Annotated in this window: 14 protein-coding genes and 3 pseudogenes; 4 read left to right on the top strand and 13 right to left on the bottom strand. The window is 37.9% G+C overall.

Translation table 11 applies throughout. From position 1 onward, the window contains the following. The first annotated feature begins 42 nt into the window (after positions 1-42). On the top strand, positions 43-1,032 hold the full coding sequence (gene rpoS / locus ArsFIN_RS17365; RefSeq protein ID WP_026823618.1) for an RNA polymerase sigma factor RpoS: 990 nt from the start codon (positions 43-45) through the stop codon (positions 1,030-1,032). Between the two features lie 59 nt (positions 1,033-1,091). On the opposite strand, the pseudogene miaE (ArsFIN_RS17360) reads toward rpoS, so the two are convergent. The 8 genes and pseudogenes from miaE (ArsFIN_RS17360) to aac(6') all read right to left on the bottom strand — a co-directional run. Continuing rightward, positions 1,092-1,393 (bottom strand): annotated as a pseudogene (miaE, locus tag ArsFIN_RS17360) (tRNA isopentenyl-2-thiomethyl-A-37 hydroxylase MiaE); the annotation flags it as partial. Between the two features lie 57 nt (positions 1,394-1,450). Beyond that, a pseudogene (locus ArsFIN_RS27700) lies at positions 1,451-1,866 on the bottom strand (DDE-type integrase/transposase/recombinase); the annotation flags it as partial. Between the two features lie 61 nt (positions 1,867-1,927). Beyond that, a complete protein-coding gene (gene istB, locus ArsFIN_RS17350) occupies positions 1,928-2,689 on the bottom strand; it encodes an IS21-like element helper ATPase IstB (protein ID WP_135677409.1) in 762 nt (253 codons plus the stop codon). Then, complete coding sequence (gene istA / locus ArsFIN_RS17345) at positions 2,676-3,716, bottom strand: IS21 family transposase (RefSeq protein WP_135677417.1); 1,041 nt, start codon at positions 3,714-3,716, stop codon at positions 2,676-2,678. Before istA ends, istB begins: the two co-directional genes overlap by 14 nt. A 187-nt stretch (positions 3,717-3,903) precedes the next feature. Then, a pseudogene (locus ArsFIN_RS29175) lies at positions 3,904-4,060 on the bottom strand (IS6 family transposase); the annotation flags it as partial. Positions 4,061-4,073: 13 nt separating this feature from the next. Continuing rightward, the gene (miaE, locus tag ArsFIN_RS17340; RefSeq protein ID WP_026823273.1) at positions 4,074-4,376 is read right to left on the bottom strand and encodes a tRNA isopentenyl-2-thiomethyl-A-37 hydroxylase MiaE; all 303 of its coding nucleotides are present in this window, start codon (positions 4,374-4,376) and stop codon (positions 4,074-4,076) included. Positions 4,377-4,432: 56 nt separating this feature from the next. After that, positions 4,433-6,994, bottom strand: a complete 2,562-nt coding sequence (gene mutS / locus ArsFIN_RS17335; protein ID WP_026823274.1) for a DNA mismatch repair protein MutS — start codon at positions 6,992-6,994, stop codon at positions 4,433-4,435. 642 nt (positions 6,995-7,636) lie between these two features. Next, positions 7,637-8,083, bottom strand: a complete 447-nt coding sequence (aac(6'), locus tag ArsFIN_RS17330) for an aminoglycoside 6'-N-acetyltransferase (protein ID WP_034249850.1) — start codon at positions 8,081-8,083, stop codon at positions 7,637-7,639. A 464-nt stretch (positions 8,084-8,547) separates the two neighbouring features. Here aac(6') and ArsFIN_RS27695 point away from each other — a divergent pair, with 464 nt between their 5' ends. Then, a complete protein-coding gene (locus tag ArsFIN_RS27695) occupies positions 8,548-8,727 on the top strand; it encodes a hypothetical protein (protein WP_246067278.1) in 180 nt (59 codons plus the stop codon). A 284-nt stretch (positions 8,728-9,011) separates the two neighbouring features. On the opposite strand, the gene ArsFIN_RS17320 is transcribed toward ArsFIN_RS27695, so the two are convergent. The 4 genes from ArsFIN_RS17320 to ArsFIN_RS17310 all read right to left on the bottom strand — a co-directional run bounded on the left by ArsFIN_RS17320 (position 9,012) and on the right by ArsFIN_RS17310 (position 10,901). Then, the gene (locus ArsFIN_RS17320) at positions 9,012-9,629 is read right to left on the bottom strand and encodes a hypothetical protein (protein ID WP_051297068.1); all 618 of its coding nucleotides are present in this window, start codon (positions 9,627-9,629) and stop codon (positions 9,012-9,014) included. Positions 9,630-9,661: 32 nt separating this feature from the next. Next, the gene (locus ArsFIN_RS17315; RefSeq protein WP_034249852.1) at positions 9,662-9,895 is read right to left on the bottom strand and encodes a hypothetical protein; all 234 of its coding nucleotides are present in this window, start codon (positions 9,893-9,895) and stop codon (positions 9,662-9,664) included. A gap of 413 nt (positions 9,896-10,308) precedes the next feature. After that, positions 10,309-10,464, bottom strand: a complete 156-nt coding sequence (locus tag ArsFIN_RS26535; RefSeq protein ID WP_155846994.1) for a hypothetical protein — start codon at positions 10,462-10,464, stop codon at positions 10,309-10,311. A 59-nt stretch (positions 10,465-10,523) separates the two neighbouring features. After that, a complete protein-coding gene (locus tag ArsFIN_RS17310) occupies positions 10,524-10,901 on the bottom strand; it encodes a CorA family divalent cation transporter (RefSeq protein ID WP_026823277.1) in 378 nt (125 codons plus the stop codon). Positions 10,902-11,809: 908 nt separating this feature from the next. On the opposite strand from ArsFIN_RS17310, the gene ArsFIN_RS27690 reads away from it, so the two are divergent. Continuing rightward, the gene (locus ArsFIN_RS27690) at positions 11,810-12,001 is read left to right on the top strand and encodes a VOC family protein (RefSeq protein ID WP_246067277.1); all 192 of its coding nucleotides are present in this window, start codon (positions 11,810-11,812) and stop codon (positions 11,999-12,001) included. Between the two features lie 9 nt (positions 12,002-12,010). After that, entirely contained in the window at positions 12,011-12,295 is a 285-nt protein-coding gene (locus ArsFIN_RS27685; RefSeq protein WP_246067276.1) for a VOC family protein, read from the top strand. A gap of 67 nt (positions 12,296-12,362) precedes the next feature. Here ArsFIN_RS27685 and ArsFIN_RS28300 read toward each other — a convergent pair whose 3' ends face one another. After that, positions 12,363-12,494 carry a hypothetical protein gene (locus tag ArsFIN_RS28300; protein WP_276324672.1) on the bottom strand — a complete coding sequence of 44 codons (132 nt, stop codon included), beginning with the start codon at positions 12,492-12,494 and terminating at the stop codon, positions 12,363-12,365. Positions 12,495-12,685 lie beyond the last annotated feature (191 nt).

Below are 12,685 nucleotides of genomic sequence, written 5' to 3'. Positions count from 1 at the left end.
GCTTGTCAATGCTGTCTGCATTATCAAGGGTAGGAGTGACTGATGAGCCAAAATTCGCTAAAAGTTAACGAGTTATATGACGATTTAGACGAAACTAGCATGGATGCGGAAGCTTTCGATGAAAGCTTGCTAAAAGAAGAGGACTTAAATCTAGAGCAAGATGATGATTTAGATTTATTTCAAAATATTAATCAACGCGTTCTAGATGCAACTCAGCTTTATCTTGGTGAAATTGGATATTCACCTCTTCTGACAGCGGAAGAAGAAGTATTTTATGCAAGGCGCGCTTTACGTGGAGATGCAGCATCACTTCAGCGTATGATTGAGAGTAATTTACGTTTGGTTGTAAAAATTTCTCGTCGCTATAGTAATCGTGGTCTTGCCCTACTGGATTTAATTGAAGAAGGCAATCTTGGATTAATTCGGGCGGTTGAAAAATTTGATCCGGAAAAAGGTTTTCGTTTTTCAACTTATGCAACATGGTGGATCCGCCAAACTATTGAACGAGCAATCATGAATCAGACGCGAACTATCCGCTTACCGATTCATATCGTTAAAGAGTTAAATGTTTATTTGCGTATTGCAAGAGAATTGGCTCAGAAACTTGATCATGAGCCAAGTGCTGAAGAAATTGCAGAACGCTTAGACAAACCGGTAGATGATGTTAGTCGGATGTTACGACTAAACGAGCGTATTTCTTCTGTTGATACGCCAATCGGCGGTGATTCAGATAAAGCGTTACTTGATGTGTTATCTGATGATAACGATTCAGGGCCAGAAGGAACTATCCAGGCTAACAATATGAAAGAGAGTATTGTTAAATGGCTGTTTGAACTTAATGCAAAACAGCGTGAAGTATTAGCGCGACGCTTTGGTTTATTGGGCTATGAATCGGAAACGTTAGAAGAAGTAGGGCGAGAGATTGGCCTTACTCGAGAGCGTGTTCGTCAGATACAGGTTGAAGGTTTGCGCCGATTAAAAGATATTCTGCATAATCAAGGCCTTAGTATGGAATCTTTATTTAAGACCTAATATCTTTTTCAATATCGCTAATATTAATAAGGTGGGAGGAAAACCCACCTTTTTGTTTGTCAACAGATAGGCACGCCGCCATGAAATTTAAAATCGCTATCCGGCGTTTGGATTAATTCAGCCTCGATGTTAGCAATATATGGGATCTTTTGCTGAATGTTTTCATTAGAAATAGCTTGCGCTAAAACTAAATAATCTTGATAGTGGCGAAATTCTGATCTGAGTAGTGAAATATAGAATTTAGCTAAGGGTGTTTCGAGATGGGGGCAAGTTTAGCAAAACGCTTGCAAGAGCGCGCTTCGATATAAGCGCCAATGATCAGTTTATCAATTAATGTATTTGGTTCATGATGACTAATATGGCACTGTTGCAAACATGGGTATGTACAGCGCTTTTATATAATAACAGAGAATTACATTTAAAAAAGTCTGTTCACCAGATGTACCTCATCTAAGGGATGGCCATAGTAAAAGGGTTCTGCTTGACCTCTATGCAGCGCCCTAATCACTTTAATTCCTTTTATCGTCGCGCAAGCCGTGTTCATCGATTTGAACCCTAAATGGCATTGTTTATCTGTTTCAGTTTGCCATGATCGCATTCGATCACGTTGTTTCGATATTTTATCTGTCAGTACTCAACGTCTGGCGGGCATTTGCCCGCTTGCTTCAGTAATGCCAGAGCATGTCTATATGCAGGCGCTTTGTCCATATTAATAAATTGGGGAAGCTGCTACTTTTTCACGTTATTGAGGATTTTATCAAAAAACCGATAAACCGCTTTAGTTTTACGACGTGATAAAAGATAAAAATCAATGGAGTGACCTCTGTTGTCAACGATCACCGAAAACTGATCCACTTTTTATCTAAATCCGATCAATCAAAATTGATCCACTGTTTTACTCAGTTATTGCTCCTGAGCGCCGCTTATCTTTCAATCGGTAGCTTTCACCGCTTAATTGCAGTACATGCGAATGATGAAGTAAACGATCAAGCATAGCGGCAGTTAATGTTGCGTCATCAGCAAAAGCACTTGGCCATTGCCCAAATGATAGGTTACTCGTCAATATGACACTGCCATGCTCATAACGCTTGGCAATCACATTGAAAAACAGGTTTGCTTCTTCTCGCCCAAACGGCAGGTATCCAATCTCATCGATAATCAACAACTTCGGGGCCATCACCGAACGTGATAGATATTGTTTGAGCTTATTTTGTCGTTTGGCAGTTGAGAGTTGCAACATCAGTTCAGCTGCCGTGGTAAAGCGGGTTTTCTTCTTGGCCTGTACTGCTTTTAATCCTAACCCAATAGCTAAATGCGTTTTGCCTACACCGCTTGGGCCAAGCAACACGACATTTTCATTACGTTCAATAAACGTTAATGCGCTTAATTCCTGTATGTGTTGTTTGGGGATCCCCGTTGCAAACTTAAAATCGAACGTATTAAGTTCTTTATGTGCTGGGAATCCTGCCATCCGACTCAAAAGATTACGAGTTCGTTCATCTCGTTGTTGTTGCTCACATTTTAACAGGGACAGTAAAAACTCTCCGTAGCTTTTGTCTTGGGCAATGCATTTTTCGGCAAGTGATGACCAATGAGTCGGAATAGAATTTAATTTCAATGACTCACACAGGTGTTCAATTTGTTCATGCAATAACATGTTCACCTCCCAGTAATGCTTCGTATACGCTGATTGAGTGTTGCAAACTGACAGATTCAAGGGGCGGTACGATAGGGATATTAAGCGTATTAGTCTGTGGGATAGATTGGCAAACCCTTGCTGGTAAGGGTAGAAGAGACTTAACTTCCTTAGCTAATCTATCTGCTGGCTTCTCTAACGTTGTTCCATGAATTCGCTGATGGGCAACGCGTTGTAACCATGGACCCACTTTTGCATTAGCTATTTCAATATCCAGTTCAAGATTATGAGCACGAAGGTCGGTGTTTAATGGCACGATAAAGCTGTTTTTTAAATAGTGGTTAAAGCGCTCTACTTTCCCTTTCGTTTTTGCCCTGTAGGGCTTGCAAGCCTTCAATTTAAACCCGTAATCTTTCGACATTTGAAGCATTTCGACATGTAATTTATGATCACCTTCTGCATAAGCATCCCGTTCGATGATGAGGGATTTTGCGTTATCACACAATACTTCCTGTGGTACACCACCAAAGTAGTCGAAAGCTTCTCTTAAACCTTGCTGCCACGATTCTGCTCGTTCATTATCAAAGAACTTTACATAACTCGCACGCGAATAGCCTAGCGTTGCAACAAACGCTTTCAGCGATTTTTTACCTCGCCGGATGCTGGTGAAGTCGATTTGCATTTGTTGACCTGGCTGTGTTTCAAAACGGACGACTACTTCGGGAACAATGCTTGGTTTAAATTGACAAACAAATCGGCGTAATTGAGCAATACCACCTTGATAGCCGTTTTCAACTACCTCATCAAATAAGACTGTTGCAGGGATCCAATCAGGTTTAGCCAGTTCAATTCGCTGAAGCAAATAAGGTTTAAAGGGGGATAATTTAGTCGGTTGTTGACTTCTTTTAGCATAAGTTGGCATTGTCTGTTGTTGTAAATGATGTTTTACGGTGTTACGGGATATACCCAACTCACTGGCAATTTTTCGAAGGCTTTGTCCTTGTGCAAAGCGAACATGAATATCCACAAATATCTCCTTGGTTAACATAAATTATCCGTACAAAAATGTGCGAATAATACCAAGTGGATCAGTTTTAGATGATCGTTAGTGGATCAGTTTTGCATGATCGGTGACATCTGTTATTGACAGCGCGGAACAGACAGGGTCAGTGAACATTAATCCTCACATAGGTTTCATTGATATACCATGGAGTGAAACAGGAGGAATTATGCTAGTACCAATGCACATCTCAGGGTGTAGTGTTAAACCCAACGATAAAGGGTAGCGGGATCGACATTTACACCACGTTCGGCTAGCAACGCTTAAAGTTGGCGATAACTGATGCCATATTTGCAGTATCAGTATACCGCCCAAAGGATGATGTCATGGATAAAGTGTCAGTCTTTAAAAACATTCATATTGGCGAGCATTGATTAAGTCGTTAGGAAAGATTATCAGCGCTCTGATCTTTGCAACAGTGTCGATTTGTCCTTTTAGGGTATCAATATTGGTAATTTTCTTATAAGCAAAATTTTCGAAAAGTTGTAGCCATTGTAATAATGTATCACTGCTCTGTTCATCAACGGCATATTTTCGCAACAGCAGCATAGCACTTTGTGCAGCTTTTAGTTCACATAACAGATGATCGCATAAAATAATGGCTAAGTTTTCAGGCTGACTTGCTTTGTCTATCCCTGCTTGTGACATTTCACAGGCTAAAAAATGGTGAATTGGATCAAGTATTTTTGCATCATATAACCTAACTATTTCACCATCTCTTTTAACCGATAAATCAATTCTAGCGCCTGACGAGGTGTTAATGCGTCAGGATTTAACTCTTCCAATGTCTTAATAGCGGGTGGAATGGTCTTTTCCACGACTTTTGCTCGTTGTGAATTATCAATAGATTTATTCGCAGGCAGCGTGGAGAGCATTTCTAGCTCGATTAATTTCTGTTTTGCTCGTTGAATAACTTTAGCGGGGACTCCAGCCAATGAAGCCACGGCTAAACCATAGCTTTTACTGGCAGCACCTTCTTGCACGTTATGCATAAAAGCGATAGTGTCGTCATGCTCTATCGCATCCAGATGGATATTAACCGCACCTTCCTGTTTTTCTGCCAAATTAGTTAATTCAAAATAATGTGTAGCAAATAGCGTCATGGCTTTAATTTGGCTAACCAGATTTTCCGCACAGGCCCAGGCAAGTGAAAGACCATCATAGGTTGAAGTACCGCGACCAATTTCATCCATCAATACTAGACTTTGTTCAGTTGCATTATGCAGGATATTAGCGGTTTCTATCATTTCCACCATAAAAGTTGACCGACCGGCAGCAAGATCATCAGACGCCCCAACCCGCGTAAAGATCCGATCAATTGGGCCAATAATCGCTTTTTCGGCCGGCACAAAGCTACCTATATAAGCAAGCAAGGTAATTAATGCTGCTTGACGCATATAAGTACTTTTACCGCCCATATTAGGGCCGGTAATAATCAACAAACGACGTTGTGGCGACAGATCCAATGGATTAGAAATAAATGGCTCACTCAGTACCTGTTCTACAACGGGATGGCGTCCAGCAACAATTTCTATCCCAGGTCTCTCATTTAATATTGGGCAGCGATAGTCTAAAGTCTCGGCGCGCTCTGCCAAATTATTGAGTACATCTAATTCAGCTAAAGCTTCGGCGCTAGTTTGTAACGCTGACAGATGGGGTAGTAACAAATCAAATAGTTCTTCATAAAGCTTTTTCTCAATCGCTAATGCTTTACTTTTAGATGTTAATACCTTGTCTTCATATTCTTTCAACTCAGGGATAATATAGCGTTCGGCATTTTTTAGAGTTTGGCGACGAACATAATGGATAGGTACCCGATGACTCTGCCCGCGACTGACTTGCAGATAATAGCCATGTACCGCATTAAAACCGACTTTTAGGCTATCGATGCCTAATTTTTCTTTTTCCCGTAATTCAAGTTTTTCTAAATAATCATTGGCACCAGCGGCCAGTGCACGCCATTCATCCAGTTCACTATGATATCCGGTGGCAATCACGCCCCCATCTCGCACTAACACCGGTGGCGTATCAACAATGGCCTCTTCTAACAATGTTTGCAGTGATGTAAAAGTGCTAACACGGGATTGCAGGTTTTTCACATAGGGTGATTCTATCTTATCTAATATCGCGTGAATATCGGCAAATTGTTGGAAAGCGTGCCGCATACGAACTAGATCTCGAGGTCGCGCGGAACGGAGTGCTAAACGCGCAAGTATCCGTTCTAAGTCACCGATTTGGCGTAGAAAAGGTTGTAATTCAAAATGATAAGCTTGCAGGCCTGCTATTGCCTGTTGGCGATTTAATAAGCTATCTAGATTGCGCAACGGAGTGTGGAGCCAACGTTTTAGCATACGGCTACCCATAGGTGTAACACATTGATCCAATATGGCCGCCACCGTATTCTCGCTACCACCCGATAAATTTTGCGTCAATTCAAGATTCCGACGCGTCGCTGCATCTAGGATAATGGTCTCTTTTTGCTGCTCCATAGTAATGCTACGAATATGGGGTAACGCCGTGCGCTGAGTATCTTTGACATATTGCAGCAAGCAACCGGCTGCTCGCAATGCTAATGTTGCTTTTTCAACGCCAAAACCCATTAGATCTTGTGTCCCAAATTGCAGATTCAATTGTTGTTTGGCGGTATCTAATTCGAACTCCCATAACGGACGACGACGTAATCCTTTATTATTTTCAAATAGCGCAACATTGACAAAATTCTCTGGATAGAGCAGTTCTGCCGGGCGGGTTCGTTGTAATTCAGCGCTAATAGTAGTGATATCAGCCATTTCACTAATAATAAAACGGCCAGAAGTAATATCTAACGTGGCATAGCCATAACGATGATCTTCTTGCCAAATCGCGGCTAATAGATTGTCTTGACGCTCTTGTAGTAATGCTTCATCAGTCACGGTGCCTGGCGTTACGATGCGAACAACTTTACGTTCAACCGGGCCTTTGCTGGTAGCGGGATCACCGACTTGTTCACAGATAGCCACCGATTCGCCTAACTGAACTAATTTGGCTAAATAGCTCTCTACGGCATGGTGAGGTACCCCAGCCATCGGAATCGGTTGCCCGGCCGATTGTCCACGCTTAGTTAATGAAATATCGAGTAATTGTGCGGCTTTCTTGGCATCATCAAAGAATAACTCATAAAAATCACCCATCCGATAAAATAACAAAATATCAGCATGTTGTGCTTTAAGCCGCAAATACTGCTGCATCATTGGGGTATGGGAAGCGAAGTTTTGGGGATTAGTCATAGTTTTTATATTTAACTCTTTGAGTTGTAATGTTGCCGGTAAAATTTGCTTGCTTAATGCTATTTAAATTAAATCCTAGACAATTTTCAGTATAAGGAATTAGTTTTAAAAATGCATTGGCAGCTTGTTAGCTAAATCTACCCACTGATAAAAAATTGGCTTTACTATACTATGGAAAGTCAATAACCAGAAGTCAGCGTGTTGAAAAATAGTGCTCGATAAATTAGCGCAAGTGTAGGATCTATAGCAGATTTATTGGCTAAATTACGAGCGGAGTGGAAAAAACAGCGCTAACGGTTATTGAGTTACTTGCCTCACTGTGGTGAGTACTCAATTAACAGGGGTAACACGGTGCAAAATTATTCTGCCGGCTAACGGAAAGCATGAGTCAATAAATGAGATTATTAATGGTCAGAATCTACTCTTTGGCCAAGCCATTGTTGAGATAGCAAAAGTAAAAACAATTTGTTATGCCATTTGTTTAAGAGCAGTGGCAGCGAGTTAAATTAATTTCTGCTTATGTTAGCACACTGGGTAATAATTTAACTTGCGCTCAAAAAACCTTCGCAATGGCGGTTTTCTGATTATTTATGACGGATGAATTAGGCAAAACCCGCCTAACAAAATGCTATAACAATCAGATCAGATAAGTTTTTTGCGAAAACAGATAACGCGTTCTATTTCATCAAAGCCCCAATTTTGATGCGCTTTATAGGAGAGTGTATTGCCAATTTCGGCATCGGAACAGAGTTCATCAAATCCCTTTGCAATGAGGTCGGTGGTTATTTGACTGATCAACGCCTGAGCAATACCTTGTTGACGATATTCAGGCTTAACCCAGATACCTTCCAAAAATGGAACCGTTTGTTTGCTACAACCATTGGCATATTCGCGTAGTGAAATTTCGGCAAAACCGACTGCCTGATGATTAGCCAACAGAGCAATATATGCCGCGTTCTGTTTGTTACTTAATATGTTATCGATGTCATTAAGGTGGCTAGCGCGGGCTTGTTTATCCCACAATTGCAGACGCATAGTTGCCCAAACCATACGGTCGGTTTTTTCCATCTTTCTAATTATTATTGACATATTGTTTCCTATTTGCTTAACAGCGGCAATATTATCTTTTTAGTTATTAAGAAATAAAATTAAATAATTTAGTTATGACAAATTTTGAATGGTTTTATTGATTCATTATTTTATAAGAATACCATTTAATCGTCACATTTTGCTCAATAAATTTGGTTTATTCGATTTATAAAAAAAATAATCGTATATCTATTTTACCTCTTGTTTTAGTTAAAATTATTTAACATTAATTATGACAAGGATGATAATGAAAAAGTTAGTTTTAGCTTTAATTACAATCGGAATGATGAGTGGTTGTGCAACGATAGTGAGCGAAAAAACTTAGCGCGTAGCAATCCGTCTGGCGCTGAATATTCTGTCAAAGATCAAAAGGGCACAATCATTGCTCAAGGAAGAACGCCTCAGGGAATTATATTAGAAAAATCTGAGGGTAGTTATTTTGGTAAAAAAATTATGAAATTACGTTGACCAAGGAAGAATTAAAACCGGTTACCTTACCGTTAAAAGGGAGTGTAAATGGCTGGTATGTCGCTGGTAATCTATTTTTTGGTGGATTAATAGGTTGGTTAATTATCGATCCATTTAATGGTGGTATTTATACCCTGCGGCCGGAAAAAATTGATGCTACTTTATCGGCAAATTAATTTTAGTCAGCATGCATAAAATGATTATCGCTATTTTCATTGTCCTTAAGCCCTGTAGGGGCTTATTTTATGCAGAAAATTGTTTAATGAGTGGCGCTAACGAACGGCATGCCATGTTTGCTAAACGAGTATCGGTTATTTGTCATAAACACTATTTCTCTATTATTAAAACTTATGGGTTTGTCGCATTAATCATTATTACATTTTTATCTTTAACTAACCGAGCAGCTTATTTTGTTATTAAGTAAATTTAATTGCTATTAATGCGACAAATACGGTTAATTTTAGGATGTTTTTTTAAAATTTTGTTCAAAGAAAGCTCGGGCATCTACAGCATTTGCCTTCGATAAATCATTATCAATAATTTTTTTGTCATAATAAGCGCTAAAGCGTCCGCAATCATTACCATTCAATAAAGATTGATCGCTATGATGTTCGCTAGTGACAGCAAAATTTTTGTCTAAACCTAAATTTTCATCTGCTAGTAGCTGCTTGGTTAAATGCTTTGCGCCACGATAAAAAGTATCAAGTAAACCACCTTTAGAATCATGAATTTTAGCCGATTGAATTTTACCCGCATTTATATCGACTTCGAGTAACACAAAATGGCCGCGAGTACTAAAGACTAATTTATTACTTTGCGCAATGGGAATTAAGGCTTTTACTTGCTGGTGGGGATAAGAATTTTTGATATAACTAAGTGCCTCTGCAACAGAGCGACCACCAGATTGTTGATGTTGTATTGGAGTCGGGTTAGCCATATCATGGCAGGCAGAAGAGACAATATAAGTAGTGCCTTCTTTTTCCATGCTTCTAAAGCTAACTTGTTTTTGGCTTCCAATGTGAAGCTCTATTTCTCGATTGTTAAAGTAGATGGGATCATCATGTTTCCATTCATTCATTCATTCATTCATTCATTCATTCATTCATTCATTCATTCATTCATTGAATTGAAAATATTATCCAAAGCAGAATTTAATTTTGAAGGGGCTAGTTTCTCACCAAAAGTCCCGGTTAAATAATTGAAAAAATCACGCATCCAGGCACAAAAACCGGACTTTTCTGGTGAAGGTGGATTGCTAAACTCAGTTGGCATGCTGGGTTCAGCACCAGAGATATTATCCCAATCACTAGATAGATGGAGATGACTGTTTGAGATTATGGTCATAATTTGGACTCCTAAATTATTAATAGGAAAAGTATTTCATTTTAACGCTATTGCAAAACAGCAGTGACTTAACTCTTAACCGCGATAAGTTTGCGCTTCTACAATAATTTTCCCAAGGAAACTTATTTATTACTATCAGGATTAAACCTTATTATTATGAATATCTTTTATTATTTGCCGTTATCGACAATACGGCTTTTATACTATTTAATACTAAAATAATTAGCGATTATTATATAAAGATTAATTAACCTAACTTTGTTATAAAAATATCGATTAAACAAGATTAAGAATAAAAACCGCGTTAAATAGTATTTTTCTTTCCGTTATTGGCCAAAATCGAAAAAAAATAAATATTTTTTTAAAAAAACATGACGACAAGATATGTAATGCTATCTGTTAGTGTATAAAGATTATCTAGAGATAATTTCTGCCAAGGCATAACTTAACGAGACTGTTAGTGCTTTTTTATCAACAGCAAATAAGTTAGTTATCGATGGTGAAGAAGTAACGGAACAATTTTCTGGCCAGGTATGAAGTTTCAGCAAGGTTGGTGGTGTATCACTCAATGATTTTACTGTAATTAATCAGGCGGCGTTTCTTGAGTGTAATAAAGACAGGATTAAACTTAGATATAAATTTTTTTGATCCATAAATAGATGATTGCTAATAATGTTGTTAGTAGAGAAATGGTTAATACAATAATAAAGCCTATCACTTGGCCTTCAAAAGGGATTTTAACATTCATTCCCCAAAAACTAGAAAAGATCATTGGTATAGTTAATAGTATGGTAATGGTTGCCAGAAACTTAAAAAATTTATTTTGATTATTGGCTACCATTGAAGCAACCGTGTTCATCATATCGGTAATTATTTTTGAGTAGGTTACGACGACTTCAATTGACTGTTTATTTTCAGGGTATATATTATCGAATAACTCCTCATCGATTTCAGCAAAATAAGAAGTTTTATAACAAGCACTGCCTTTTATTTTAATAATTCGCATAACAGCCAGATCATTGAAATGGCATGGAAAAAAAGACCCAACTAGGTTGTAAAGCCATTATGCTGATAACATCTTCATTTTTCGTGCTAGTTAATAATTCCAATTTCTAACCTTTCAAATTTACTGGTGATTAATTTTGTAATGATATTAAATTCACTTGCAATGCCATACATCAAAGCCAACAATACATTTATGCCAGACATATTTTTACAGTCAATATTCTCAATATATTTCAAGGCATTCACTTTATCATATGAAAGAATAGTCATATTTTTTAGTTAAAAAAATACAAATTGGGCTAATTCAAAATGCGTTATCACCGATTTTTATTGGCGAATTAATAATAGCAAAAATAAAATTATCCCATAAATCAATTCTCGCGCTCTCTTTATTAGCTAATGTTTTATTTATATTTTGTGTCGAGATAGCTGTTTTTTTGCTATCGAAGTAATATTTTGTTCAGTTGGATTTGTAATATGAATAATATAGCTATCATTATAATATAATGTATTAGCCGTATCAGAGTCTTTATTATCCAAATGATAATTAGCCACAAACAATTAATCACTTTGATATCTTACTATTTTATTATGTAATTATTTCTCACAATATTGAATTTATCCATGTGTGTTTTGCAGGTAAGTCTATTCGATATTATTTCCCAGTACTCACTGGCTAAGCGTTGCCAATTATGTTTGTAAAAGATCTAAAGTCTGAGAAGCTATGCCTAAAGTGTTATAAAAAATAATAGTAATATCACAAATTAGTTATAATCTTAGTACTAGTATGCAGATTTAATGAATTAAGTTATCGATTGTTGGTGAGAAAATCGCTCTAGCAACAATAGCTAATAATATAGACGCTTATAATGCAAGACTATAAATAAAAATCGAGTTAATGGGGTTGATATGAAAGAGTTAACAGCAGGCTTTTCTAGAGCTAACCATGTTGGCATTACTGTCAGTAATTTGGCTAAATCTATTGCTTTTTATGAAACGTTAACGGGTACTAAAGCGGTAAACGTTGATGAGATAAGTGGCAAGAGAATGGCGCAGACGCAAGGTTTAGATAATATTCGAATTAAGTTTGCTAATTTTTAGCTTGATAATTTGAATATCGATATCCTGGAATATGTCGTACCTGAACCTACCCGAGCTTCTTATTCCAATAACCAAATTAGCGCCATGCATCTTTGTTTTGAAGTTGATGACCTAGATGCTGCCATTGAGCGAATGAAATCGATAGGTATTGAGCCTGATGGGGAGCCCATATTTTTTATGCCAGAAGATGGATTAAAATCAGGCTTTGGTACAGGCGTTGCGTACTTCCGTGATCCTGACGGTACTAATTTAGAAATTATTGCCCCTAAAGGACCATTTGTACGTAAAACATAATATTAATAGAGACATTGTGGCGGTTAGTCGTTTCATTTCATGCTTTCGCTCCACGACCGTTCATTCCTTAGCCTTTGAACCGATTGGTTATTTCAGCGCGGGTTAACTGGGTATCTTTAATCGCTGATGGTCTGTTTATACCACTATCAAGCATCCAGCGGGCTAACGACTGTAATTTCAAACATTGCAGAATTTGCACGTGATTTGCTCAATCAACAAGTAAAATCAGCGCTTGCTGTAGTTAAAGATTTGTGAGCTGATATGAAATATATGCATTTTTACTTATTTTATTTTGCTATTATTTTCTACTCAAACATCAGCAGAAGTGATTGTTGCGGTGGGTGCTGAACCCATCTACCTATAAAGTTATTATGATTATCCAGTTTATTA

This window comes from Arsenophonus nasoniae (assembly GCF_004768525.1).
Taxonomy (GTDB): domain Bacteria; phylum Pseudomonadota; class Gammaproteobacteria; order Enterobacterales; family Enterobacteriaceae; genus Arsenophonus; species Arsenophonus nasoniae.
This window is presented reverse-complemented; position numbering and strand designations above follow the sequence as displayed.